The sequence below is a fragment of the Enterobacter sp. SENG-6 genome (assembly GCF_001605945.1).
GTDB lineage: Bacteria > Pseudomonadota > Gammaproteobacteria > Enterobacterales > Enterobacteriaceae > Enterobacter > Enterobacter cloacae.
On the sequence record NZ_LOMM01000005.1, the window covers coordinates 118,401 to 142,547 of the forward strand.

The 24,147-nt window shown below is 56.4% G+C and carries 24 protein-coding genes; 13 read left to right on the top strand and 11 right to left on the bottom strand.

What is annotated here, in order from left to right; all coding sequences use genetic code 11:
• Positions 1-99 precede the first annotated feature (99 nt).
• From AX755_RS03530 to AX755_RS03540, 3 genes are read right to left on the bottom strand one after another with little or no spacing between them, the layout of a single operon-like run.
• On the bottom strand, positions 100-228 hold the full coding sequence (locus AX755_RS03530) for a DUF2474 domain-containing protein (protein ID WP_013096467.1): 129 nt from the start codon (positions 226-228) through the stop codon (positions 100-102).
• Positions 228-1,238, bottom strand: coding sequence for a cytochrome d ubiquinol oxidase subunit II (gene cydB, locus AX755_RS03535; protein WP_062856292.1), 1,011 nt, complete (start codon positions 1,236-1,238; stop codon positions 228-230). The genes AX755_RS03530 and cydB overlap by 1 nt, the downstream gene beginning before the upstream one ends.
• A complete protein-coding gene (locus AX755_RS03540) occupies positions 1,238-2,638 on the bottom strand; it encodes a cytochrome ubiquinol oxidase subunit I (RefSeq protein ID WP_058684639.1) in 1,401 nt (466 codons plus the stop codon). Before AX755_RS03540 ends, cydB begins: the two co-directional genes overlap by 1 nt.
• A gap of 392 nt (positions 2,639-3,030) precedes the next feature.
• Here AX755_RS03540 and ymcF point away from each other — a divergent pair, with 392 nt between their 5' ends.
• The 7 genes from ymcF to patD all read left to right on the top strand — a co-directional run bounded on the left by ymcF (position 3,031) and on the right by patD (position 10,352).
• Positions 3,031-3,219, top strand: a complete 189-nt coding sequence (gene ymcF / locus AX755_RS03545) for a cold shock small protein YmcF (RefSeq protein WP_020689184.1) — start codon at positions 3,031-3,033, stop codon at positions 3,217-3,219.
• Positions 3,220-3,301: 82 nt separating this feature from the next.
• Positions 3,302-4,711 carry an aminotransferase-like domain-containing protein gene (locus tag AX755_RS03550; RefSeq protein WP_020689183.1) on the top strand — a complete coding sequence of 470 codons (1,410 nt, stop codon included), beginning with the start codon at positions 3,302-3,304 and terminating at the stop codon, positions 4,709-4,711.
• 273 nt (positions 4,712-4,984) lie between these two features.
• Positions 4,985-6,130 (top strand): putative ABC transporter substrate-binding protein YdcS, encoded by a 1,146-nt coding sequence (ydcS, locus tag AX755_RS03555; RefSeq protein ID WP_014832084.1) that lies wholly within the window; start codon positions 4,985-4,987, stop codon positions 6,128-6,130.
• 17 nt (positions 6,131-6,147) lie between these two features.
• On the top strand, positions 6,148-7,161 hold the full coding sequence (locus AX755_RS03560) for an ABC transporter ATP-binding protein (protein WP_062856293.1): 1,014 nt from the start codon (positions 6,148-6,150) through the stop codon (positions 7,159-7,161).
• A gap of 1 nt (position 7,162) precedes the next feature.
• Positions 7,163-8,107 carry an ABC transporter permease gene (locus AX755_RS03565; protein WP_013096475.1) on the top strand — a complete coding sequence of 315 codons (945 nt, stop codon included), beginning with the start codon at positions 7,163-7,165 and terminating at the stop codon, positions 8,105-8,107.
• A complete protein-coding gene (locus AX755_RS03570; protein WP_062856295.1) occupies positions 8,097-8,903 on the top strand; it encodes an ABC transporter permease in 807 nt (268 codons plus the stop codon). The genes AX755_RS03565 and AX755_RS03570 overlap by 11 nt, the downstream gene beginning before the upstream one ends.
• Before the next feature lie 24 nt (positions 8,904-8,927).
• Positions 8,928-10,352 carry an aminobutyraldehyde dehydrogenase gene (patD, locus tag AX755_RS03575; protein ID WP_023621156.1) on the top strand — a complete coding sequence of 475 codons (1,425 nt, stop codon included), beginning with the start codon at positions 8,928-8,930 and terminating at the stop codon, positions 10,350-10,352.
• A 38-nt stretch (positions 10,353-10,390) separates the two neighbouring features.
• Here patD and AX755_RS03580 read toward each other — a convergent pair whose 3' ends face one another.
• From AX755_RS03580 to AX755_RS03590, 3 genes are read right to left on the bottom strand one after another with little or no spacing between them, the layout of a single operon-like run.
• Positions 10,391-10,573 carry a DUF1869 domain-containing protein gene (locus AX755_RS03580; RefSeq protein WP_023621263.1) on the bottom strand — a complete coding sequence of 61 codons (183 nt, stop codon included), beginning with the start codon at positions 10,571-10,573 and terminating at the stop codon, positions 10,391-10,393.
• Between the two features lie 4 nt (positions 10,574-10,577).
• The gene (locus AX755_RS03585) at positions 10,578-10,931 is read right to left on the bottom strand and encodes a DUF1971 domain-containing protein (RefSeq protein WP_047023120.1); all 354 of its coding nucleotides are present in this window, start codon (positions 10,929-10,931) and stop codon (positions 10,578-10,580) included.
• A gap of 27 nt (positions 10,932-10,958) precedes the next feature.
• On the bottom strand, positions 10,959-11,285 hold the full coding sequence (locus AX755_RS03590) for a DUF1971 domain-containing protein (protein ID WP_047023121.1): 327 nt from the start codon (positions 11,283-11,285) through the stop codon (positions 10,959-10,961).
• A gap of 244 nt (positions 11,286-11,529) precedes the next feature.
• On the opposite strand from AX755_RS03590, the gene AX755_RS03595 reads away from it, so the two are divergent.
• Together AX755_RS03595 and AX755_RS03600 are read left to right on the top strand one after the other, a co-directional pair.
• On the top strand, positions 11,530-11,703 hold the full coding sequence (locus tag AX755_RS03595; protein ID WP_013096478.1) for a GhoT/OrtT family toxin: 174 nt from the start codon (positions 11,530-11,532) through the stop codon (positions 11,701-11,703).
• Between the two features lie 86 nt (positions 11,704-11,789).
• Positions 11,790-12,545 (top strand): alpha/beta fold hydrolase, encoded by a 756-nt coding sequence (locus tag AX755_RS03600; RefSeq protein ID WP_062856297.1) that lies wholly within the window; start codon positions 11,790-11,792, stop codon positions 12,543-12,545.
• A 56-nt stretch (positions 12,546-12,601) separates the two neighbouring features.
• On the opposite strand, the gene AX755_RS03605 is transcribed toward AX755_RS03600, so the two are convergent.
• From AX755_RS03605 to AX755_RS03615, 3 genes are read right to left on the bottom strand one after another with little or no spacing between them, the layout of a single operon-like run.
• Positions 12,602-14,776, bottom strand: coding sequence for a virulence factor SrfC family protein (locus AX755_RS03605; RefSeq protein ID WP_062856299.1), 2,175 nt, complete (start codon positions 14,774-14,776; stop codon positions 12,602-12,604).
• Positions 14,773-17,754, bottom strand: a complete 2,982-nt coding sequence (locus AX755_RS03610; RefSeq protein WP_062856301.1) for a virulence factor SrfB — start codon at positions 17,752-17,754, stop codon at positions 14,773-14,775. Before AX755_RS03610 ends, AX755_RS03605 begins: the two co-directional genes overlap by 4 nt.
• Positions 17,755-17,758: 4 nt before the next feature.
• The gene (locus tag AX755_RS03615) at positions 17,759-19,105 is read right to left on the bottom strand and encodes an SrfA family protein (protein ID WP_045903043.1); all 1,347 of its coding nucleotides are present in this window, start codon (positions 19,103-19,105) and stop codon (positions 17,759-17,761) included.
• Positions 19,106-19,388: 283 nt separating this feature from the next.
• Between AX755_RS03615 and AX755_RS03620 the strand changes: the two genes are divergently transcribed.
• Together AX755_RS03620 and AX755_RS03625 are read left to right on the top strand one after the other, a co-directional pair.
• Positions 19,389-20,987, top strand: a complete 1,599-nt coding sequence (locus AX755_RS03620; protein WP_062856302.1) for an ABC transporter substrate-binding protein — start codon at positions 19,389-19,391, stop codon at positions 20,985-20,987.
• Between the two features lie 99 nt (positions 20,988-21,086).
• On the top strand, positions 21,087-21,320 hold the full coding sequence (locus AX755_RS03625) for a YdcY family protein (protein WP_062856304.1): 234 nt from the start codon (positions 21,087-21,089) through the stop codon (positions 21,318-21,320).
• 3 nt (positions 21,321-21,323) lie between these two features.
• Here AX755_RS03625 and AX755_RS03630 read toward each other — a convergent pair whose 3' ends face one another.
• Together AX755_RS03630 and AX755_RS03635 are read right to left on the bottom strand one after the other, a co-directional pair.
• The gene (locus tag AX755_RS03630; protein ID WP_023621252.1) at positions 21,324-21,773 is read right to left on the bottom strand and encodes a DMT family transporter; all 450 of its coding nucleotides are present in this window, start codon (positions 21,771-21,773) and stop codon (positions 21,324-21,326) included.
• Complete coding sequence (locus AX755_RS03635) at positions 21,770-22,288, bottom strand: GNAT family N-acetyltransferase (protein WP_013096485.1); 519 nt, start codon at positions 22,286-22,288, stop codon at positions 21,770-21,772. The genes AX755_RS03630 and AX755_RS03635 overlap by 4 nt, the downstream gene beginning before the upstream one ends.
• 150 nt (positions 22,289-22,438) lie before the next feature.
• Here AX755_RS03635 and AX755_RS03640 point away from each other — a divergent pair, with 150 nt between their 5' ends.
• On the top strand, positions 22,439-23,014 hold the full coding sequence (locus tag AX755_RS03640) for a helix-turn-helix domain-containing protein (protein ID WP_062856306.1): 576 nt from the start codon (positions 22,439-22,441) through the stop codon (positions 23,012-23,014).
• 65 nt (positions 23,015-23,079) lie between these two features.
• The gene (locus AX755_RS03645) at positions 23,080-24,120 is read left to right on the top strand and encodes an NADP-dependent oxidoreductase (RefSeq protein WP_058651299.1); all 1,041 of its coding nucleotides are present in this window, start codon (positions 23,080-23,082) and stop codon (positions 24,118-24,120) included.
• Positions 24,121-24,147 lie beyond the last annotated feature (27 nt).

Genomic DNA, 24,147 nt, shown 5'->3' on the forward strand with positions numbered 1-24,147 from the left:
ATCATTTACCAGTGTAACGATACGCTGGCGTGCGTTAATGGGGTTTATCTGAAAGTGCGGGAAGAAGACCGGGCAACGCAGCGGTTGCCCGGGACAAGATCAGTGAGATTTAAACCCGGCGGCCGTCATCAGCATGCGGAAGAACATACTGACAGCCGCCAGCGCCAGTACGCTGCCGCCCCAGATAATGGCCAGCCACAGCAATCGTTTCCAGACAGGCTGTTGCATCAGTGATAACCCTCCCCATGCTGTACTTTTCCGCGAAATACGTAGTAACTCCAGAAGGTGTAGACCAGAATCACGGGAATGATCAACAACGCACCTACCAGCATAAAGCCCTGACTTTGTGTCGGCGCGGCCGCCTGCCACAGGGTGATCGACGGTGGAATAATATGCGGCCAGATGCTGATCCCAAGCCCGCTAAAGCCGAGAAAAATAAGCCCCAGCGTCAGGATAAATGGCCGGTTATGGCTTTGCCGATTATTCAGGCAGCGCCACAGATACAGGCTCAGCAGGACGACCAGAGCCGGAACCGGCAACAGATAAAACAGGTTCGGCAGCGTAAACCAGCGCGCGGCGATGGCCGGGTGCGCCAGCGGGGTCCAGAGACTGATCGCCGCGATAACGGCCAGCAGCACAATTAAGAGCATTTTAGAAACTTCGCGCATCCGCTGTTGCAGGGCATTTTCACTTTTCATCACCAGCCAGGTGGCGCCCAGCAGCGCATAGGCCACCACCAGACCCGCGCCACAGAACAGGTTAAACGCGGTAAACCAGTCAAAGGGACCGCCGGTATAGGCACGCCCGGTGACTGCAAACCCGTTTATGACGGCACCCACCGTGATGCCCTGGGTAAACGTCGCCAGAAGTGAACCGCCAATAAAGGCTTTATCCCAGAACGGACGGTGCGCTGGCGTTGCTTTAAAACGAAACTCAAACGCCACGCCACGAAAAATAAGACCGATCAGCATTAATGTCAGCGGAATGGTGAGGGCATCGATAATCACCGCGTAGGCCAGCGGAAAGGCACCGAAGAGGGCAGCGCCACCCAGCACCAGCCAGGTTTCATTCCCGTCCCAGACCGGGGCGACGCTGTTGACCATCACATCGCGATCGTCCGGTTTTTGCGTCATCGGGAACAGAATGCCGATCCCCAGATCAAAACCGTCCATCACGATATACATCAGCGTCGCGAAGACGATGATGACAAACCAGATAATGGAAAGATCGATACCCATTATGGCTGCTCCTTATTGCCAGTGGTAACTGCGGAAAGCGGGCGTGCCGGACGTCCATCGGCCTCGGTGGCGAACGATTCGTGAGGCTGAGGTCCTTTTTTAATCAGGCGCACCATATAGCTGTAACCGACGCCGAAGACCGAGGTGTAAACGACGAAGAAAGCCAGCAAACTGACGCTCATATGCAGATCGCCATGGGCGGATACCGCATCCCGGGTACGTTGAAGCCCATAGACGACCCACGGCTGGCGTCCTACTTCGGTGGTCACCCATCCGGCCAGTATGGCGATCAACCCTGAAGGCCCCATCAGCAGGGCAAACCACAGGAAGGGGCGCGAGGTGTAAACGCACTTTTTATAGCGCAACCAAAGCGCCACCACGCCGAGCAGCAGCATCAGCATGCCTAAGCCCGCCATAATGCGGAACGACCAGAAGACAATGGTGGAATTTGGACGATCTTCCTTCGGGAACTCCTTGAGCGCCGGAACCTGTTTATCCAGACTGTGCGTCAGGATAAGGCTGCCAAGAGCGGGGATCTCCAGGCCAAAACGGGTGCGCTCCAGTTCCATATCTGGCCAGCCAAACAGCAGTAGCGGGGTAGGTTCCCCCGGTGGGTTTTCCCAGTGCCCCTCAATGGCGGCGATTTTGGCAGGCTGATGCTTTAAGGTGTTCAGCCCGTGCATATCACCGACCATTGCCTGGATGGGGGCCACAATCAGGGTCATCCACAGCGCCATAGAAAACATAGCGCGGATGGCAGGCGTATTATTTCCGCGCAGCAGATGCCATGCCGCCGATGCGCCAACAAACAGGGCGCTACTGAGGAAGGCGGCTATCGACATATGCAGCAGACGATACGGGAAGGAGGGGTTAAAGACCACGGCAAACCAGTCTACCGGAACGACCTGCCCGTTGATGATCTCATAGCCCTGTGGGGTCTGCATCCAGCTATTGGAGGAGAGGATCCAGAAGGTGGAGATAATTGTCCCCAGCGCTACCATACAGGTGGCGAAGAAGTGCAGCCCAGGTCCGACTTTATTCCAGCCGAACAGCATCACGCCGAGGAATCCGGCCTCAAGGAAAAAGGCGGTCAGCACTTCATAGGTCAGAAGCGGACCGGTAATGCTGCCCGCAAACTGCGAAAATCCACTCCAGTTAGTGCCAAACTGATACGCCATCACCAGCCCGGAGACCACGCCCATGCCAAAGTTAACGGCAAAAATCCTGGACCAGAAGTGGTACAGCGATCGCCAGACCGGATTTTTTGTTTTCAGCCACAGCCCTTCAAGCACAGCAAGATAGCTTGCCAGGCCGATAGTGATTGCCGGGAAAATAATGTGGAAGGATACGGTAAAGGCAAACTGTATCCGTGCAAGGTGAAAAGCATCTAAACCAAACATGCACAGCCTCAATGTCAAACGGTGTGCTGTTATGGTACAGAGGCGCAGATCAGACTATCAGACGCAGAAATGCGAAATTTAACTATAACAGTTGGAAAAAACTTCCCGCTTTTGCCATCTGATATACTTCCTTATAGGGCATAAAAATATTTTTTTAATGAATTTTATGCATTAAACCGCTTGCTTTGTCGTCGGCACCGTGCGTTAATGGTCTTCTGGTTTTGAGTCCAAATAAATATCTGACGTAGTTTTATAAAGCAGTTCTCATCACGTTGTGCCTCTCCGCAGCCTCTCTTGGGTCTTTATCTACATTCCGATTAGTTTTGTTTCAAACCATTATCGCCTGATCGGCTCATGAGTAATTTACGTTTTTACGTTTACAGGAGAATCCTATGACTTCTTATATCCATTTTCGCTGCCCATGCTGTCATGGCTCGCAGTACCGTACTTCAGCCTTTGATGTGTCTGAGAAAAATCCCTTCGGCGCAAAATGCATCTTTTGCAAATCGCCAATGATTACACTCGACCATCTGGCCGCGGCGCGTCTCGCACACAATCATGTGACCGAGTACCGTAAGTAATTCATTTCATAAACCATAACAGTTAGCAAAATCTTCTCTTTTTCTCCTGCTGATATACACTGTCCGCAATAAGGAGAATCTGATGAAAAAATACCAGCGTCTGGCGCAACAAATTATCTCGCAGATTGAGCTTGGCGTATGGTTGCCGGGCGATAAGCTGCCTTCTCTGCGAGAGCAGGTGGCGAGCAGCGGCATGAGTTTTATGACCGTGGGCCACGCGTATCAGATGCTGGAAAGTCAGGGGCGCATTGTCGCCAGACCGCAGTCGGGCTATTACGTTGCCTCGCGCCCGACCGCACAACAGCCAGCGCCACCTGCACAGGTCATGCGCGACGAAGCGGTGGACATCAACACTTATATCTTCGACGTTCTGCAGGCCAGCCGCGACCCGTCGGTTGTTCCTTTCGCTTCCGCCTTTCCCGACCCGCGTCTTTTCCCGCTTCAGCAACTCAACCGCTCACTGGCTAACGTCAGCAAAACCGCGACGGCGATGAGCGTGATTGAAAACCTGCCGCCGGGTAATGTCGATTTGCGCCACGCCATTGCCCGCCGCTATGCACAGCAGGGGATGAATATCTCACCGGAGGAGATCGTGATCACCGCAGGCGCGCTCGAAGCGCTGAACTTGAGTCTCCAGGCGGTGACCGAGCCGGGGGACTGGGTGATTGTCGAAAACCCCTGTTTCTACGGCGCGCTGCAGGCGCTGGAACGCCTGAAGTTGAAGGCCCTGTCGATTGCGACGGACGTGCGCGAGGGGATCGATCTCAATGCGCTTGAACAGGCGCTGAATGACTACCCGGTCAAGGCCTGCTGGATAATGACCAACAGTCAAAATCCGCTTGGCTTTACGCTCAGCCCGGAGAAAAAAGCGCAGCTTGTGGCGCTGCTGACGAGGCACAACGTCACGCTGATTGAAGATGATGTCTACAGCGAGCTCTATTTTGGCCGTGAAAAGCCGCTCCCGGCGAAAGCATGGGATCGTCAGGACATGACGCTGCACTGCTCCTCGTTTTCGAAATGTCTGGTGGCCGGTTTTCGTATCGGCTGGGTAGCGGCGGGTAAGCATGCGCGGCGCATTCAGCAGCTTCAGTTGATGAGCACGCTCTCTACCAGCTCCCCGATGCAGCTGGCGCTGGTGGATTACCTCGCGACCAAACGCTACGACGCCCATCTTCGCCGCCTGCGACGTACGCTGGCCGAGCGTAAACAGCAGGCGTGGCAGTCACTTTTGCGCCATATGCCGCCGGGCGTCAAAATCCATCATAACGATAGCGGCTACTTTTTGTGGCTGGAGCTTCCGGCACAGCTGGATGCAGGACTGTTAAGCGAACAGGCGTTACGCCATCACATCAGTATTGCCCCAGGCAAGATGTTTTCTACCTCAGATGTCTGGACACCCTTTTTCCGTTTTAATACCTCCTGGGCATGGGGAGAGCGGGAAGAGCAGGCCGTTATTCAGTTAGGGAAATTAATCAGCAGCATGTTGAAATAACGATTCAGGTCTCTCGCTAAATAATCATTGCTTATCTTTTTGCCGCCGCGGCGACCATTTTGCTGCGTCGCATCATACGAAAACTGCATACCACCTCTCACGCCTAACCCCTTGTCTATAATCCAGTTAACGGGGAATGCGCCCTCGGTCACACCTTGATGAAATTTCCTTAAGCCGCACGGTGCGGGGCATTTGCGCGGTCTACGTTTAATGAGGGAGATATTTTTACGGCACGGCTGCCGCTAAATTTTCATTGCGACTGGAGTAATGTTTATGAGCAAAAAATTTGCCCGCAGCAGCCTGTGTGCGCTTGGTATGGCCATAATGACCGCGCAAGCCGCCGAGCCACCGAAAGCGATTGGCGACGGAGAGGGTCGGCTGGATATTATTGCCTGGCCGGGTTACATCGAGCGGGGACAAACGGATAAAAATTATGACTGGGTAACCCAGTTTGAAAAAGAGACCGGCTGTGCGGTAAACGTCAAAACCGCCGCCACGTCGGACGAGATGGTGAGCCTGATGGCGAAAGGCGGGTATGACCTGGTCACCGCGTCAGGAGATGCGTCGCTCCGTCTGATTATGGGCAAACGCGTTCAGCCGATTAACCCGGAACTCATCCCCAACTGGAAAACCCTCGACCCGCGCCTCGTTAAAGGTGAATGGTTTAACGTGGGCGGCAACGTCTACGGCACGCCGTATCAGTGGGGGCCAAACCTGCTGATGTACAACACCAAAACCTTCCCGACACCGCCGGACAGCTGGAGCGTGGTGTTTGTAAAACAGGACTTACCGGACGGTAAAACCAACCAGGGCCGCGTGCAGGCCTATGACGGGCCGATTTACATTGCCGATGCGGCGCTGTTTGTGAAGGCCACTCAACCCCAGTTGGGTATTAACGACCCCTACCAGCTGACGGAAGAACAGTACGCTGCGGTTCTGAAAGTGCTACGCGATCAGCACGCCCTGATCCACCGCTACTGGCATGACACCACCGTACAGATGAGTGACTTTAAGAATGAAGGCGTGGTGGCGTCCAGCGCCTGGCCATACCAGGCGAATGCCCTGAAAGCCGAAAACCAGCCGATCGCGACCGTCTTCCCGAAAGAGGGCGTCACGGGCTGGGCAGACACCACTATGCTTCACGCGCAGGCAAAACACCCGATGTGTGCTTACAAATGGATGAACTGGTCGCTTACGCCAAAAGTGCAGGGCGATCTGGCGGCGTGGTTTGGCTCTCTGCCGGTGGTGGCGCAAGGGTGTAAGGCCAGTACGCTGCTGGGTGAGAAAGGCTGTGAAACCAACGGTTACGACGCCTTTGACAAAATCAAGTTCTGGAAAACCCCGATCGCCGAAGGCGGCAAATATGTGCCTTACAGCCGCTGGACGCAGGATTACATCGCCATCATGGGTGGCCGTTAATCATCCGGGAGCAGAACATGACGTACGCGGTAGAGTTTAATGACGTTTCCCGTCTGTACGGCGACGTACGGGCGGTGGATGGGGTGAGCATTGCCATTCGTGACGGGGAGTTTTTCTCCATGCTGGGGCCGTCGGGCTCCGGCAAAACCACCTGCCTTCGGCTGATCGCCGGTTTTGAACAACTCTCCGGCGGGGCGATCACAATCTTCGGTAAAGAAGCGAGTGAGCTTCCTCCGTGGGAGCGAGACGTCAATACGGTGTTCCAGGACTACGCGCTGTTTCCGCATATGTCGATTCTCGATAACGTCGCTTACGGGCTGATGGTCAAAGGCACCGACAAGAAAAAACGCCATGCACTGGCGCAGGAGGCGCTGGAAAAGGTCGGGCTGAGCTTTGCCATTGCGCGCAAGCCGTCGCAGCTTTCTGGCGGCCAGCGTCAGCGCGTTGCCATTGCGCGTGCGCTGGTCAATGAACCCCGCGTGCTGTTGCTGGATGAACCGCTGGGGGCGCTCGATCTGAAACTGCGTGAGCAGATGCAGGTCGAGCTGAAAAAACTTCAACAGGCACTCGGGATCACCTTCATTTTTGTGACCCACGATCAGGGGGAAGCCCTGTCAATGTCCGACCGGGTCGCCGTTTTCAACAACGGACGCATTGAGCAGGTGGATACCCCGCGTGAGCTATACATGCGCCCGCGTACGCCGTTCGTGGCCAGCTTTGTCGGCACCTCGAACGTTTTCGATGCGGCACTGGCGCAGAAAGTGTGCGGCATGCAGGGCGCTTATTCGCTTCGACCGGAACATATCCGCCTCAATGAGAGCGGTGAGGTTCAGGTTGAAGGTGTGGTGCAGGCTATCCAGTATCAGGGTGCGGCAACGCGCCTGGAGCTGAAACTTGCCGGGGGGGCAAAACTGCTGGTGAGCCAGGCCAATCTCAGCGCGGACACACTGCACACCGGCGTTGAGCCGGGGCAGGCGGTGCTGGCGTCATGGCCGCGCGACGCCATGATCCGCCTGCATGAGGAAGGGTGAAATGGCGATGAGCGTCTTACATCCTCCCGCACCGCGCGGTACCCTAAGCCGCATGACCGCGCACTTCTGGCGCAAACCGTCGCTGGGGATATTCCTGCTGCTGCTGGCACCGCTGATGTGGTTTGGCATCGTCTATCTGGGATCGCTCCTTACGCTGCTGTGGCAGGGCTTTTATACCTTTGATGATTTCACCATGTCGGTGACGCCGGACCTGACGCTGGCGAACATTCAGGCACTTTTTAACCCGGCAAACTACGACATCATCATCCGTACGCTGGTGATGGCGATTGCGGTCACCCTCGCCAGCGCCATTCTGGCCTTCCCGATGGCCTGGTATATGGCGCGTTACACCAGCGGCAAATGGAAAGCGTTCTTCTATATTGCCGTTATGCTGCCGATGTGGGCGAGCTATATCGTCAAAGCGTACGCGTGGACGCTACTGCTGGCGAAAGATGGCGTGGCGCAGTGGTTTCTCAGCCATCTGGGGCTGGAGCCGATTCTGGTCTCTGTTCTGACGCTCCCGGCGATTGGCGGGAACACGTTATCGACCTCCGGGCTGGGGCGGTTTCTGGTCTTTGTCTACATCTGGCTGCCGTTTATGATCCTGCCCGTGCAGGCGGCGCTGGAACGGCTGCCTGCCTCGTTGTTGCAGGCCTCTGCCGATCTCGGCGCGCGTCCGCGTCAGACCTTTCGTTATGTTGTTCTGCCGCTGGCGATCCCGGGTATCGCGGCGGGCTCGATATTTACCTTCTCTCTGACGCTCGGTGATTTTATCGTGCCACAGCTGGTAGGGCCGCCGGGCTATTTCATTGGCAATATGGTCTATGCCCAGCAGGGGGCCATCGGGAATATGCCCATGGCTGCCGCCTTCACCCTGGTGCCGATTGTGCTTATCTCGCTTTATCTGGCGTTCGTGAAACGTCTGGGAGCATTCGATGCACTCTGAACGCGCACCGTTGTTCCTGAAAGTGGCCGCCTGGGGCGGGGTGATCTTCCTCCACTTCCCCCTGCTGATTATTGCCATCTACGCTTTTAATACTGAGGACGCGGCCTTCAGCTTCCCGCCGCAGGGGCTGACGTTGAAGTGGTTTAGCGTGGCGGCGGGGCGTGGCGACATCATCGATTCCGTGACGTTGTCACTTAAAATTGCGACGTTAGCGACGGCTATTGCCCTGGTACTTGGCACGCTTGCTGCAGCGGCGCTGTGGCGTAGTGCGTTTTTTGGCAAAAACGCCATTTCGCTGTTGCTGCTGTTGCCGATAGCGCTGCCGGGCATCATCACCGGTCTGGCGCTGCTGACCGCTTTCAAAACCATCAATCTGGAGCCTGGTTTTTTTACCATCGTTGTCGGGCACGCCACGTTCTGCGTGGTGGTGGTGTTTAACAATGTGATTGCCCGGTTCCGACGCACCTCCTGGAGCCTGATTGAAGCATCGATGGATTTAGGGGCCGATGGCTGGCAAACCTTCCGTTACGTGGTCCTGCCCAATCTTGGGTCGGCGCTGCTGGCCGGGGGCATGCTGGCGTTTGCTCTGTCGTTTGACGAAATTATCGTCACAACCTTTACCGCGGGACACGAGCGCACGTTACCGCTGTGGTTGCTTAACCAGCTCGGACGTCCGCGTGACGTGCCGGTCACCAACGTGGTCGCACTGCTGGTGATGCTGGTGACAACCTTCCCCATTCTGGGAGCCTGGTGGCTAACCCGCGACGGCGAGAACAGCGCCGGGAGCGGGAAATAACATTGATTTCAACGGGACAATGCTATGCAAAAACGACTGCTGATTAATGGTGAACTGGTGAGCGGCGAGGGGGAAAAACAGCCGGTCTATAACCCTGCCACCGGAGAGGTTCTGCTGGAGATTGCTGAAGCATCTGCCGCGCAGGTCGACGCGGCCGTGCAGGCAGCCGATCGGGCGTTCGCACAGTGGGGGCAAACCACGCCCAAAACGCGTGCCGAATGCCTGCTGAAACTGGCTGACGTTATTGAAGCGCATGCCGACGAGTTTGCCAGACTCGAATCCCTGAACTGCGGTAAGCCGCTGCACTGCGCGCTGGGCGATGAGATCCCCGCGGTGGTCGATGTGTTTCGGTTCTTTGCTGGCGCGGCCCGCTGCCTGAACGGACTGGCGGCGGGTGAGTATCTGGACGGCCATACCTCGATGATCCGCCGCGATCCGGTCGGGGTTGTCGCCTCCATCGCCCCCTGGAACTACCCGCTGATGATGGCGGCGTGGAAGCTGGCACCTGCGCTGGCCGCCGGGAACTGCGTGGTCATCAAGCCTTCTGAGATTACGCCGCTGACCGCCTTAAAGCTGGCCGAACTGGCGAAGGATATTTTCCCGGCTGGCGTGCTGAACGTGCTGTTCGGGCGCGGAAAAACGGTAGGCGATCCGCTGACCGGGCATGAGAAAGTGCGCATGGTGTCACTCACCGGCTCAATTGCTACCGGGGAGCACATCATTGGCCATACCGCCTCATCCATAAAACGTACCCACATGGAGCTGGGCGGCAAGGCACCGGTTATCGTCTTTGATGACGCCGATCTGGATGCGGTCGTCGAGGGCGTGCGGACGTTTGGTTTCTACAATGCCGGGCAGGACTGCACTGCGGCCTGCCGGATTTATGCCCAGAAGGGCATTTATGCTGCGCTGGTGGAAAAACTGGGCGCAGCGGTGGCCAGCCTGAAGATGGGGGCGCCGGAAGAGGCCTCTACCGAGCTGGGGCCGCTGAGCTCGCAAGCGCATCTGTCGCGCGTCTGTCAGGCTGTGGAAGAGGCCAAAGCGCTCAGCCATATCCGCGTAGTGACGGGCGGCAGTAAAAAAGAGGGGGCAGGTTACTACTTCCAGCCAACCCTGCTGGCCGGAGCAAAACAGGAAGATGCCATTGTACAACGTGAAGTCTTTGGCCCGGTGGTGAGCGTCACCGAATTTGACGACGAAGAACAGGTGCTGGCCTGGGCTAACGATTCACAATATGGCCTGGCCTCGTCCGTCTGGACCCGGGATGTGGGGCGCGCTCACCGGCTGAGTGCGCGTCTGCAATACGGCTGCACCTGGGTGAATACCCATTTTATGCTGGTAAGCGAAATGCCACACGGCGGCATGAAGTTATCCGGTTATGGGAAAGATATGTCGGTATATGGGCTTGAGGATTATACCGTTGTCCGCCATGTGATGATAAAACACTAGGAAGTCATGCCCGGCAGCTTCTACTGCCGGGCGTTTTTTTACCAGCCACAAACGTCATGTTCATTTTCTGTATCGTACGCGCGAACGGTATTAACCAGATCTTTCACTACGTTTGCGGCGACATCGGGAATGAGCAACTCCATTGGGGTTTCTGTTTCATAATCCACCGAGACACCGTTACTGTTGTTGGTAACGGTCACGGTGTAAGTTGATTTGCCCACGCCGTTACTCCTTATGTGTATTGACCACTTTACCGATGCCTGCGCCCTGAAGCGTGACGTCGGGGTCGGCAAAAAAGTCGATATTGAAATACGTATCGTCAGTCAAAAGTTCAATACGGTGCCATTTTTCCGGCGGTGAGATACCAAACGATCCGGCTTCAATCACCAGCTCCAGATCCGGTTCGGTCGCGTCTGCGTCCGGGAAGCCAAAATAGCGCACCGCCCCCTGCATCACCGACAAACGGCCATATACGCTGGCTTTCGTATTATGGTGGGTGAAGAGGGCTTTTGGCGCGGTATCTTTGTTCCAGAATGGCGTGGAGCGGGTATGAACAAAATTCTCAGGAATGCGTAGCATAATGGTTTCCTCTTAAGTGTCAGTTGCTTAAAGCGATTTCAGCACCTCTGGCTCGACGAAAAACTCGATATTAAACAGCGTGTCGTTGGTCATCACCTCGATGTGATGCCATTTCTCAGGCGGAAAAACACCGAAATGCCCGGCCTCGATAATTAATGTGCTGTCAGGCTCGGGAGTCAACGCATCGGCATAGCCTAAGTAACGCACGGCACCCTGCATCACGCTCAGCCGAGGATAAATGCCCGGACGGGTACCCGTGTCGAGATGACGCTGAAAAATCCCGGCGGGGGCGGTGTCTTTATTCCAGAATGGGGTGGAACGGGTATGAATACAGCGCTGTGGAATGCGTAGCATGTTGCCTCCCATGAATATCTGTCTTTATTAGACTCCGTATCGTGAGAGGGAATTTGTCAAAACGTGCATTTTAAATGCACGTTATTAATGAATGTTATTGCCAGTCCTCATTGATTGTTATGTAAGATACTCATTTGTTATTAGCCTTACTATTTAAGTGGTTATTGTGTAACGAAAAAACTTGATCTGTATCAACATATGACGCATATTGCGTGCGGTTATTTTTTCGGCTCTGGAATACAGAATGACGTTGTATCAAAAGATGTTGGTTTTTTACGCAATCATGGCTTCTATCTGCGCATTAATCACCTGGTTCCTGTCTAAAGATCGTAAACGCATCCGCCTGCTCAGCGCGTTTCTGGTAGGGTCGACCTGGCCGATGAGCTTCCCCGTTGCGCTGCTGGTCTCGCTTTTCTGAAGCACGCTTCCATTTTTAAACGATGAACATGGCATTCCCGTCACGATAACTGTATAAATAAACAGTGCATCGTAAAAGGAGTGCTTATGAACAGTTTTTACTCGCAACATGCGGGTTGCACCGTCCGCTGGCATGATTTGCCCGGCACCGGCGATCCCGTCGTCTTCATCCACGGATTGGGCTGCGCCTCGTCCTATGAATATCCCCGCGTCGTTCGTGACCCTCAGTTTGGCGGGGGCAGAACGATTCTCATCGATTTACCCGGCAGCGGTTACAGCGATAAGCCTGAGCACTACAGCTACAAAACTACCGACCAGGCCCGTGTTGTGACTGAACTGATGGATCATCTGAAGCTAGATGCCTTCTGGCTGTACGGTCACAGCATGGGCGGCAGCATCGCCATTGAAGCGGCGGGGCTGCTGGCATCGCGTGTTAAAGGGCTGATGGTGTCGGAACCCAATTTTCATGCCGGGGGTGGGATGTTCAGCCGCTCGATTGCCGCACAAACGGAACAGCAGTTTCTGGAACAGGGATATCAGGCCATGCTCTGTGCAGAAAAAACGGCGTGGGCCGGGTGCCTCCAAAGTAATGCACCTTATGCTGTCTGGCGCGGCGCATCGAGCCTGGTGGCGGGCGTTGAGCCAGACTGGGAAACGCAATTTCTGTCGCTACCTTGCCCGGTGACGTTGATTTTCGGCGAGCTCTCTTTACCGGATGACGATGTGGAGCGCCTGAAGCAGAAGGGCGTTGAGGTCAAAATTATCCCTGCTGCGGGGCACTCCATGTCGTGGGAAAACCCGTCGGCACTGGCGCAGACGTTAGCGGAGTGTATGGCGGCGTGATTATCGTTGCGGAATGTTGGCCGGGTAAGCGCAGCGCCACCCGGCAACAAAGACTGCTACATGATTAAAGCCCGAAGTGCCCGACGTGCGTCAGGCTGAACATCATGCGGGTGCTGATAATCAATGTTCTCTATTGCCCGGCTATAGAGGGCAACCAGCCAGTCGTAAACGTATGCGGTAGCCGCATGGACAGGCTGTTCCCCCAGACGCGTCAGGCGCGGCGCGGCGCAGCTAACCACGGGCGTAACAAAGATTGCCTGCCCCTTACGGATACGGCTTGCCGGACGTTCGGCAACAGGCGTCTGGTCGTAACCCAGCCAGCCAACGAAATTACCTATCACCGCATGCAGCTGTGCGGCGCTGCTCTTGTCGGTTTCAACAATACGCTGAAGCTGCTGAGGCAGGTTAAGACGGTAGCTGGCGACCACCAGAACCTCGGCAATTTGCTGTAACACCGCAGGCTCAAGACCCAGGCGTGTGGCCGCTGCGTCATTACGACTCCACTGACGCAAATGGTTCATCCACACTTTATGCGCCAGGCGCGCTTTATCTTTTGTCTGGAACGTGCTGGCACTTTCCTGCGCATTATCGGCAAACAGATCGATGGTATCCGTAAACAGACCGTTGACCTGCTCCTCGCGCGGTTGCTGGACGGCCAGAAGCGTTTCGAAGGCTTTAAGCGGAGGCAGAAGCCCTTCGAGCAATTCGCCGTGGCGGGCAGCGCTGCTTTGCAGGGTACGAACCATGTTCTCGGCCTGAGTTCGTCTTGCTGCAGGCTCCTCAACCAGTGGTGTCAGATAGCTGTGCATTAAAGCTGACAGCTCCTGGCGCAGCGCCGTTTTCAGCGTGTTAAGACGTTTCTGTCGCTGGGCAGGTAACGTGGCCTGTGACAGCCACTCGATGACGCGCTGCATGCTGTGGCTGTCCAGCGCCTGCAGCGTGCCCCAGCGCAGGCCCGGTTTACCCAGCAGATGCTGAACTGCTTCATCGAGATTCTGCCGGGTGGTAAAACGCGCGTCGTGAGGCGTAATCGCCCACACCAGACCCGGCAGGGCTGACTCCTCCGCAGGCTGCGTCTCTTTGACCCAGTTCATCAGTACCTTTGCTTTTTTTGCCGTCTGGTCGTGCTGCGCGGTCGCATTGCAGATCACCAGCACATCTGGCTGCAGCTGCTGGCGATAGTGTTCCAGCAGCCACTGACATTTGGCCTGGCTTAGCGGATCGGCGCTGTTGTCTGCAAAGACCGGGATATCAATAATATCGACGTTATCCAGCGCGCTGCTCTCGACAGGCAGTACCAGTTCACGCGTCAGGAATGCCAGTACATCGACGGGGAGGCTAATAGCATTAAGCATCTCGCCGTTGTTCAGGGGATGCAGCAGCGTCTCCTGAGCGTCCGGAAGGGTAAAGGTGCCATGGGTCAGGAAGCCTTCGCCAGGCAGACCAAAGTTATCCACCAGCAGGCTGAGCGGGGCGGCAAGTTCGCTGGCGTGGCTGGTCTGGTGCAGAACATGGGCGAGCTTTAACCACTGCTGGGTCAGTTCCTGTTGCTCACCCCATAAAAGCGACCAGACGCTGGCCCGGGTGGTGAGGTCAAGCGATGGCACCAGTTGCGCAAACTGATGCCACAGCACATCATCAATTTGCTGTCTGGCGGCAGGTACCGTGCTCTGCCAGAAGCGGGCAATCGCGCCCACTTCCTGCGCCGTTATGCCCGGTACACCCTGCGGCTGACGCAGGCCGCGCCACTTCTCAAGGCGCGTCTCGATAACGGCCTTATCCACGGCGCGGATCTGCGGGTGTAAGGTGGTGCGGGCAATAAACAGCTGCACCAGCTCGGCCTCGGTGACCAGGCTCAGACGTAGCGGGAAAGCCTCATCGTCCACTGCCGCGCTTTCAGTGGTGAAACGCAGTGCCATGTTGGTCAGGGCATGTCCCGGGTTGATATGTGAGAAGTAGTCGAACGTGCGTTGCCCGGGAATAACGTTCAGCCGCCCGTTACCGTTGCCGCACAGGGACAGCAACAGATGCGCTTTGGCGCTTTGGGAGTGGCCATACAGACCAATGCTGCTCCGCCGGGTCAGGGCCTGTTCAATGGCCTGCTCCCGCGCCTGCGCCGCATTGATACGGGCCAGCAGGGCGTCGGCATCGTTATCCAGCACCGGGGCGTGCAGGCGCGTCTCGTTAATCCACCCGATTAAGGCCTGCGTGGTGGTCATCGTTGCACTCATTTCAGGTATACACTCCCGCTGTCGATCCAGTAGTGGCTACCGCTATGACGGCGATCGGCCAGGGTATTCAGTTTGAAGGTTAAGGCGTCAGGTGGGACAGGGGTTCCATCCTGCAGCCAGGCGTCGCTCAGCTCGAAAGATTCCGGGCCTTCGTGCTTGCTGCCTCCGCAGAGCTTAAGCCGCACGTTCAGCACGCCGTCGCCAGCAATCGCTTTGGCCAGTTCCGCCGAGTTGATACTCAGGGTGTACAGCGGCGTCGCTGGCCAGCGTGCGTTCGCCAGCTGGCGGAAGCCAAGCGTGACGTTCCCACGCAGCGGGAAATGCAGGCGGGCGTCGAGTTTTGCGCCAGGTTTATCCAGGTCGATATCCTCATACCAGACGTTCTCCTCACGCAGCGTGTTAACGGTGTTATCCAGCACGCCCAGATAGCGCACGGTGGAATAAGCGCCAATATCGGCCGCCTTAAAGTTAAAGCGCGGCAGACGCAAATCGAGCGCCAGGCTGCAGAGCATGGCCCCCACGGCGGCGGTCGATTTCGGGTTGCCGATGCGACCCTGCTGGCTGAACGGATACCACTCATGAACCTGGTATTTATCCAGCCATACGATGCGATTAACCGGCACGGGCTGGAGATGGCGGATCAGTGCCTGCACGCCCGGCAGGCACCCCGGACGACCAGTGATCAGCAAAATATCACAGCTGTAATGAGAGATCGCTTCGCACACCGCATGGAGCGGAGAGGCCAGCGTGAATTGACCTGCCAGCATCGCATCCTGCATTTCGCGGAAATTCACATGCAGCGGCACGGCAAACAGGTCGAAGGCTTCAGAGCCAGCAGGCAGAGCGTGGTCGACAGCCTGCTGCAGGTAGTTCATCACATTGCGGGTCGGCTTCTGCGGCAGCAGATCGCCAAAGGTGGCATGCAAACCGGCCAGCGGATCGTCAATGTCGCTGGATTCCCACGCGGCAAGGATCGCATGACCGATCGGCATAAAGAGCTGAAGTGCGGTCTGCTGGCGCAATACCGCCTGGGTATCAATACGCCCGGAGTCACCGAACAACGACGCCATCAGCAGAGACGCGTCCGCAATGCCGGACTTCTGCAACTGCGTTTGCAGGGCTGGCAACACATAGCGCTGGATAACGTCCAGCAGCGTGTCGTCGCCGGCCACTTTAAACCCTTCGCGGAAGAGAAGCTGTGGCGTGATTTTGACGTTATTCCCGGAGCCGTCATCCAGCTGATAGTGGGTGATCGCCATATCTGTGGTGCCGCCGCCAATGTCGATAGAGGCGACGCGCAGCGCGCGACCCGGCTGGACACCAGGTTCGGGTTCACGATCCGGGCGGGCGAGGGAGGCGAAGAATGCTTCCGTCTGACCACCAAAACGGGAGATCGCTTCGTTGTAAAGCCAGACCAGTTGCCCGCAGCTCGCTTCATCCCACTCCATCTGGATCTCAGGCACCGGCACCACGCTTTTATCCTGCTGCTTGCGGGTGGCAAAGTCTTCATCCTGCGGATGCCATCCCATCGCTTTCCAGACGATGGCAATCGCTTCAAACATGCGGCGACGGAAGATCTCGCGCTCCTGCTTCGGCATCGCCGAGGGCAGCGTGAGGATCAGCGTGCGCAGCTGGCGCGGAGACGCCGGGAAGCCCAGACGCAAGCGCGTGGCGACGCTGTTGATCTGGCCCAGCGCCTGTGCCAGCAGCTCGCACAGCATATGGGTCATCAGGGTGCTGCGGCTGTACTGCGGGGAGAAAACCGGCAGACGCTCGTCCTGGGGCAGCGTAAACAGCGGTTCGCCGTCATCATTCATCAGGTTCATCAGCGGGAACGCGGTCGCCAGCGGCTCGCGTTGGGTTTTGCTGTTCATCTGGCTGAAACGCCAGTCCTGCACCACCGGCGTCTCATCCCACAGGTAGCGACGCGGGCTGGAGATACCGCTGTTACCTTCGGTCCCCAGACGCTGCATGGCCAGCTTACGCGCCTCATCGCCAACCCGGACAATAGAAGGCCAGACGAAGGCATCCTCGCGACCGCTTTCAACCGAGAAGTGCTGTTTGCCAAAGCGTGCTTCCGAGAACTCCAGGCGGCTGGTAAACAGGGGCTCATTGAGGAACTGCGGCTCGCTTAAAGAGCGCACCTGCAACTCGGCCGTCTGGCGCAGACCGTCGTTGGCGTCGCCGTGATCTTCAATAATCACGCCGCAGGTATGGGTGTTGCCCACGTCGAGGATCAAATCGACCGGAATGGCAGGCGTGCTGAGCGTATGGGTGACAAATTTGACTTCCGGCACGGTGAGTTGTTCACCAAGCATGGTCAGCACATTCAGCCAGTGTGCCTGATACTCAAAGCTGCGCATGGCCTGCTGCAGATCGCGTTCTGAACGGTGTTCAACGTCCGAGGCGTACTGCGTGAACGCTTCGCGCAGCCAGCCGTCTATCCACGTCTGGTCGAGGAAATTTTCTACTTCGGCATCGCGCCAGGCCAGCGCGAAGCGGGTCCCGTTGAGGATGTCGTTTTCCACCGGCGACAGCGCGGAGGTGGCATGCTCCGCAATCTGGCTGTCGAGGGCGAGGGTGACGCGATGGGTGTTGCCTGCGGTGTCCGGCGTCTCCAGCTTGCGGACCTGAACGCGCGCCCAGTTGTCCGGGCCGTCAACAAAGGTACGCGGGGGATTGAAACGCAGGAACGGAACGGGGAGCCAGACGCCATCCAGCACGGCCAGGGACTGATGCAGCGCGATGGTTGTCTCAGGCTTGACCACCTCAGGCTGGCCGCCGTCCGTGCCGGGCAGGGTGTAACGCCCGTTAACCAGGTCGAAATCAAGGCGCAAAAGCGGGCCGTTCGCGGTTTTACGCACGAAACGTCCGTTGCTGGCGGTGTCCTGCGGGGTCAGGCCGAAATCGAGGAACTGTACACCGCTGTTGGCAATAAGCGTAACGCTCTGTTTATAGTCGCAAAGATTTACCAGCATAGGATCAGGCACCTGCTTTCTTAAACGTCAGTGGAACGACGGTTTTTGCATCATAACGGGCATTGCATTCGGCGACATCGCTGGTGCCTGCTTTACAGGAGACTTCCGGCATCGGGTAGCGGGAACCGTCTGTGCAGCGTGCATTGCCGCGACTCTTAATCATCAGCTCGCCATTGCTGTGCAGGCCGGAGAAAACCTCTACGCGGCACACAACGTTATCGCCATGCACAACACGGGCGAAGCCTTTGTTGTTCTGGATCTGATAGCGCAGTGACGGCGGTTTGCCGGTCACCGGATCTTTTACGTCAAGAATGGCGCGCCAGGTGCCGTTCAGGAAACGCGTCGAGCCCGCTTTGACCTGACCGGCCTCCATGACCATGGCATCTTTCGGGATCGCGGCAATCACCACCGGGGCAGACACCGGAGCGGGATCGGGTTCCTTCGCTTTACTCTCTACCACCTCAGCCTGATGCAGCGGCAGGTTCATCGCCAGTGGTTCAACCGCTTTAATCGGTTTTGGGGCAATCGCCACGGGTTGCGGTGCCGGGGCGGCGGCTGGCACGGGCTCTGCCGAAGGGGCCTGTTTTGGCCACAGCAGCGGGGCGGCAATGGCGGCAACGATCACAGCGGCAACCGGCAGCGACCATAAGGGCACGCGACGCTTTTTCACGACGGGCGCAGGAGCAGGCTCTTCAACAGGCGGCGCAACGGCGGGTGCGGGCTCAGGCTCATACAGCGCTTCAGGCGTAATGCGCACAACCGTGGCCGGGGCGATCAAAGGTTCGTCAGCGTGTTCAAAGGTGACGGCCGGGGTCGGTTCTGGTTCCGGTTCAGGATCTTCAATCACCACCGGCGCGGGCTCAGGGATCAGCGATTCGCGCAGGCAGTCGAGTACGTCATCGCGTGCATTTTCGTTCAGGTTTACAAATCCCCAGAACGCAATGACCGGTTTACCGTCGACCAGATAAAGGAAATTTTCGCTCGGGAACTGGAAGGCTTTCGACAGCAAGGAGCCAAAAAGCTGTTGTGCGGTTTTAGGCGACTGGAGGCATTTCTTACTCAGCGATTCAACGCTGGCAAGGGTATTTTCCAGATAGCGTAGGGCGCGAAAACGGTCATCTTCATTGGCCGTTTTCCAGCTGGTGACGCTACCTTCCACCGGGGAGTACCAGTCCACGCGGTCACCGCCGTCGTTGACCTGCGGAATGGCCAGACAGTCGACAATGGCCTGCTGTTTGCGCAACCGGAGTGCTTCACGTATTTGCAACGCTGATTCAAAAACGGCTTGTCCGCCGCCGCCAACGGCCTGAAAATCATCCAGATTACCGCTGCGTAAAAGAGTTTTTGCCACGATTTGATCCCATATACTTCTTCACACCGTTACTTTAACGAAACCGGAAAGCAAACAAACGGAGGAAGAGACGCTAAAAGCGCCGATTTCTTGTGGCATAGATCGTGACGGTTGTGCTTGACGGATAATGGAACTTAAGACAAATCACCTTTTTCGGCACTGGCTGTAAAACCAGCGAAAAACGCGGCTTTAGAATAACCTGATAGTGTTTCGTTATTTGCCAGCTTATAGCGGCTGTGCTGTTATTACTGTCCTATATAATAAAACTGTCAGGGTTATAACCATGTCTACAGGGAAAACACTACTCGCCCTTGCGCTGAGCGCTATTTTACCAGCCGGTGCCGCATGGGCGGCAAACAACGACACCCTTATTTACTGTTCTGAAGCGTCCCCCGAGTCGTTCAACCCGCAAATTGCCAGCTCAGACCCGTCATTCGTCGCCAGCTCTCAGGTACTCTATAACCGCCTGATCAATTTCGACCCGGTGAAAAACACCCCGGTTCCGTCTCTGGCGGAATCCTGGACGATTTCACCGGACGGCAAGACCTATACCTTTACGCTGCGTAAAGGGGTGAAGTTCAACAGCAACAAATACTTCAAACCGACGCGCGACTTTAATGCCGATGACGTTATTTTCTCGGTCATGCGTCAGAAAGACCCTAAACACCCGTATCACAATGTGTCGCAGGGCAATTACGAATACTTTAACGACGTCGGCCTCGATAAGCTGATCCAGGACGTTAAAAAGGTCGATGATTATCATGTTCAGTTCACCCTCAGTGAACCGAACGCCGCTTTCCTGGCCGACTGGGGCATGGATTTTGCCTCCATTTTGTCTGCCGAATATGCGGATGCGATGCTGAAAAAAGGCACGCCTGAGAACGTCGATACCTGGCCAATTGGAACCGGCCCCTATGTACTCCAGCAGTACAAAGTGGATTCTCTGATCCGCTATGTGGCTAACCCGAACTACTGGGAAGGCCCGGTCCCGACCAAACACCTGATCTTCTCTATCACGCCAAACGTGGAGACTCGTCTGGCGAAACTGCAAACCAATGAGTGCCAGATCATTCCTGCGCCATCTCCGGTGCAGTTTGACGTCATTAAGAACAACAAAAACCTGACGCTGCACTCCGTCGATGCGCTGAACGTGGGGTATCTGGCGTTCAATACCGAGAAAAAACCGTTTGATAACGTGCTGGTGCGCCAGGCGCTGAACTACGCCACCGACAAAAAGGCCATCGTTAACGCCGTCTTTATGGGCTCCGGTACGGTCGCGAAATCCCCAATTCCGCCAAATATGATGGGCTTCAATAAAGATCTGAAGGATTACAGCTACGACCCGGAAAAAGCGAAAGCCCTGCTGAAACAGGCCGGACTGGAGAAGGGCGCGGAGGTCACGCTGTGGTCAATGCCGGTACAGCGTCCGTACAACCCGAACTCCCGCCGTATTGCCGAGATGATCCAGAGCGACTGGGCGAAAGTGGGCGTGAAGGCCAAAATCGTCTCTTACGAGTGGGGAGAGTATCTTTCCGGAATGCGTAAAGGCGAGCATGACTCCGCGCTGTTCGGCTGGATGTCGGACAACGGCGATCCGGATAACTTTGCCGATGTGCTGCTGGGCTGCAATAGCATCAAAACCGGCTCCAACGCTGCGCGCTGGTGTAATAAGGATTATGATGCCCTGGTGCAGAAAGCCAAACTGACCAGCAACCCGGACGATCGTGCGAAGCTGTATAGCCAGGCGCAGGAGATTTTCTATCAGCAGGCGCCGTGGATTGCGCTGGCAAACGGCAAAACGTTCTATGCAACCCGCAGCAACGTCACGGGTTACAGCGTGAGCCTGATGGGCAGTGATTTCTCAAAAGCGAAGCTGAACTAAGCATTTTATAGCCGGGTGGCGGCTACGCCTTACCGGGCCTACTCATGCCCCGTAGGCCCGGTAAGCGCAGCGCCACCGGGCAGATGAAAAGGAGTGACAATGTCACATTTAAACGAAGTTATCGCCCGTGTGGATGCCGCGATTGACGAAAGCGTCATTGCACATATGAACGAACTGCTGATTGAACTGAGCGATGATGCTGAGCTGAGCCGCGAAGAACGCTATACCCAGCAGCAGCGCCTGCGTACCGCGATATCGCACCACGGTAAGCAGCATAAAGAAGAGATGGAGGTGCGCCAGGAGCAGCTCACCAAAGGCGGCGTTATTCTGTAATGTTCAAAACTGGCGTCGGGCCACCAGCCACGCGCCCACCACCAGCATTACTGCACCGCACACCGGGCCGATCAGCGCCCGCAGCGGGATGCCATGGCTTTTTAGCACGTCCATTATCAGCCCGCCGATGAGCTGGCTTGCCACCAGCACGGCGATGGTTGTCGCCGCGCCAACATTCTGGTAACCGCTGATGCTGGCAAAAACAAAAAATGAACCCAGCAACCCGGGGATCAACGTCCACCAGCGCACCGTGGATGCCAGCTCGCTAAACCCCGCGACCCCTTGTTTAAACAGCAGAATGCTGACAAACAACACAATGCCGACCAGCGAGTTCAGCAGCATCGCAATGAGTATGGTGGAGGAGGACTGGGTGATACGCACCATCAGGGTATTTTGCACCACCAGGCCAATGCCCGCCGCCACCAGAAAAGCCAGCGTCAGTGATTGGTTCATTTAATCGCATCCGGATCGCTGCGCTCATCAAGCTGCAGCTGCATAAAGGTTAAGTCCAGCCAGCGGCCAAATTTGGTGCCCACCTGCGGCATCTGACCCGTTGTAACAAAGCCAAGCGTCTGATGAAGATGGATAGAGGCGTGGTTCTGCGCTTCAATCCCCGCCACCATCACATGCTTGCCGATGTCACGGGCTTCAATAATCAACGCCTTCATCAGCATACGGCCAATGCCTTTGCCCTGGTGATCCGGGTGGACGTAAACCGAGTGCTCTACCGTATGACGAAAACCGTCAAAGGCGCGCCAGTCACCGAAGGAGGCGTAGCCGGTGATGATGCCATTCTCTTCGCTTACCAGAACCGGATAACCTGCGAGGGTGCGGGCCTCAAACCATGCAATACGGTTATCAGTATCGACCGTGGTATCGTTCCAGATCGCGGCGGTGTGCAGCACCGCGTGGTTGTAAATTTCACCAATAGCGGCGCAGTCTTCTTTGCAGGCATGACGAACGATCATGATGGAACCCCTGAATGTGTTGTTTACTATGTTATTACGTTATTGCTACGATATTACACAACAACCCGGACAGATGGCTACGGTATAAGCCCGATTTTTTTGTTATTAAAACCTCATTGAAATACCGTTCATACACTATAGTATGACGTCATGAACACCATAACAGACACGATGAATCAACGGATTAGCGCAAGAATTCGCCTTGAACGCGAATCACGCGGATGGTCGCTGAGCGAACTCGCCGATCGGGCAGGCGTCTCGCGCGCCATGATCCACAAAATTGAGCGCGGCGACAGCAGCCCGACGGCAACGCTGCTTGCGCGCTTATCCGGCGCGTTCGGTATCAGCATGTCAACGCTGATAGCAAGAGCGGAGATGCAGGAGGGTAAACTGCTGCGCCTTGTTAACCAGCCCGTCTGGCGCGATCCGCAAACCCATTACCTGCGCCGCCACGTTTCACCGCGCACCGATCTGCCCATCGATCTTGTCCAGGTTGAACTGCCCGCCGGGAGCGATGTGCCGATGCCCGCATCGTCCTATGCGCTGGCCCGCCAGCTGATCTGGCTGCAGTCCGGGGAGCTGGTCTTTCAGGAAGGCGACACCCGCCACGAAATGCAGGCCGGGGATTGTCTGGAGCTCGGGCCGCCCAATGACTGTCGGTTCATTAACGAAACCAATGAACCCTGCGTCTATCTGGTGGTTCGTCTTAACCAGTCTGGCTCGTAATGTTAAGGCGCTCAGGCGGATCATGAGCCAGGATCAATGGACATCTGTACCATAAGGAGTCTCTGATGAATCAATCTGTTTCGCAAAATCGTCGCTGGGTACTGGCTTCGCGTCCACACGGCGCGCCGGTCGCGGATAACTTTCGTCTCGAAGAGCAGCCGGTTCCGGTACCGGCGGCAGGACAAGTTCTGCTGCGTACGATCTGGCTTTCGCTTGACCCGTACATGCGCGGCCGCATGAGCGATGCGCCATCCTATTCACCGCCGGTTGAAATTGGTGCGGTGATGGTCGGCGGAACGGTCAGTCGCGTTGAGCAGTCCAGTCATCCGGATTTTAAAGCAGGGGAATGGGTGCTGGGATACAGCGGCTGGCAGGAGTACGACCTCTCTGACGGCAGTGGTCTGGTCAAACTGGGCGAAAATCCCTCCCATCCTTCCTGGGCGCTGGGCGTTCTGGGAATGCCGGGCTTTACTGCCTACATGGGGCTGCTGGATATCGGGCAACCCAAAGCGGGTGAGACCCTGGTGGTTGCCGCGGCAACAGGGCCCGTAGGTGCGACGGTTGGGCAAATTGGTAAAATCAAAGGCTGCCGGGTCATCGGTGTGGCCGGAGGCGCAGAAAAATGCCGCCATGCCGTTGAGGTGCTGGGCTTTGACCAGTGTCTGGATCATCATGCCGATGATTTTGCCACGCAGCTTCAGAACGCCTGCCCGAACGGTATTGATATCTATTATGAAAACGTTGGCGGTAAGGTCTTTGACGCCGTGCTCCCGCTGCTTAATACCTCCGCGCGGGTGCCGGTATGTGGTCTGGTGAGCGGCTACAATGCCACCGGTCTGCCTGAGGGGCCGGATCGTTTGCCGCTGTTAATGGGCACCATCCTGAAAAAACGCATTCGTATGCAGGGTTTTATCATCGGCCAGGATTACGGACACCGCATCAAAGAGTTCCAGGAAGAGATGGGGCGCTGGGTGCAGGAGGGTAAAATCCACTATCGTGAACAGGTGACCGACGGGCTGGAAAACGCACCGGATGCGCTGATTGGCCTTCTGGAAGGCAAAAACTTTGGCAAAGTCGTGATTCGCGTCGCGGCAGACAATAAATAAACAAGATTATGGCGGGGGAAACCCCCC

Coding starts and splice junctions, on each gene's coding strand:
- AX755_RS03530 (WP_013096467.1), bottom strand. CDS start 228: ATGCAACAGCCTGTCTGGAAACGATTGCTGTGGCTGGCCATTATCTGG.
- cydB (WP_062856292.1), bottom strand. CDS start 1,238: ATGGGTATCGATCTTTCCATTATCTGGTTTGTCATCATCGTCTTCGCG.
- AX755_RS03540 (WP_058684639.1), bottom strand. CDS start 2,638: ATGTTTGGTTTAGATGCTTTTCACCTTGCACGGATACAGTTTGCCTTT.
- ymcF (WP_020689184.1), top strand. CDS start 3,031: ATGACTTCTTATATCCATTTTCGCTGCCCATGCTGTCATGGCTCGCAG.
- AX755_RS03550 (WP_020689183.1), top strand. CDS start 3,302: ATGAAAAAATACCAGCGTCTGGCGCAACAAATTATCTCGCAGATTGAG.
- ydcS (WP_014832084.1), top strand. CDS start 4,985: ATGAGCAAAAAATTTGCCCGCAGCAGCCTGTGTGCGCTTGGTATGGCC.
- AX755_RS03560 (WP_062856293.1), top strand. CDS start 6,148: ATGACGTACGCGGTAGAGTTTAATGACGTTTCCCGTCTGTACGGCGAC.
- AX755_RS03565 (WP_013096475.1), top strand. CDS start 7,163: ATGGCGATGAGCGTCTTACATCCTCCCGCACCGCGCGGTACCCTAAGC.
- AX755_RS03570 (WP_062856295.1), top strand. CDS start 8,097: ATGCACTCTGAACGCGCACCGTTGTTCCTGAAAGTGGCCGCCTGGGGC.
- patD (WP_023621156.1), top strand. CDS start 8,928: ATGCAAAAACGACTGCTGATTAATGGTGAACTGGTGAGCGGCGAGGGG.
- AX755_RS03585 (WP_047023120.1), bottom strand. CDS start 10,931: ATGCTACGCATTCCTGAGAATTTTGTTCATACCCGCTCCACGCCATTC.
- AX755_RS03590 (WP_047023121.1), bottom strand. CDS start 11,285: ATGCTACGCATTCCACAGCGCTGTATTCATACCCGTTCCACCCCATTC.
- AX755_RS03595 (WP_013096478.1), top strand. CDS start 11,530: ATGACGTTGTATCAAAAGATGTTGGTTTTTTACGCAATCATGGCTTCT.
- AX755_RS03600 (WP_062856297.1), top strand. CDS start 11,790: ATGAACAGTTTTTACTCGCAACATGCGGGTTGCACCGTCCGCTGGCAT.
- AX755_RS03605 (WP_062856299.1), bottom strand. CDS start 14,776: ATGAGTGCAACGATGACCACCACGCAGGCCTTAATCGGGTGGATTAAC.
- AX755_RS03610 (WP_062856301.1), bottom strand. CDS start 17,754: ATGCTGGTAAATCTTTGCGACTATAAACAGAGCGTTACGCTTATTGCC.
- AX755_RS03620 (WP_062856302.1), top strand. CDS start 19,389: ATGTCTACAGGGAAAACACTACTCGCCCTTGCGCTGAGCGCTATTTTA.
- AX755_RS03625 (WP_062856304.1), top strand. CDS start 21,087: ATGTCACATTTAAACGAAGTTATCGCCCGTGTGGATGCCGCGATTGAC.
- AX755_RS03630 (WP_023621252.1), bottom strand. CDS start 21,773: ATGAACCAATCACTGACGCTGGCTTTTCTGGTGGCGGCGGGCATTGGC.
- AX755_RS03635 (WP_013096485.1), bottom strand. CDS start 22,288: ATGATCGTTCGTCATGCCTGCAAAGAAGACTGCGCCGCTATTGGTGAA.
- AX755_RS03640 (WP_062856306.1), top strand. CDS start 22,439: ATGAACACCATAACAGACACGATGAATCAACGGATTAGCGCAAGAATT.
- AX755_RS03645 (WP_058651299.1), top strand. CDS start 23,080: ATGAATCAATCTGTTTCGCAAAATCGTCGCTGGGTACTGGCTTCGCGT.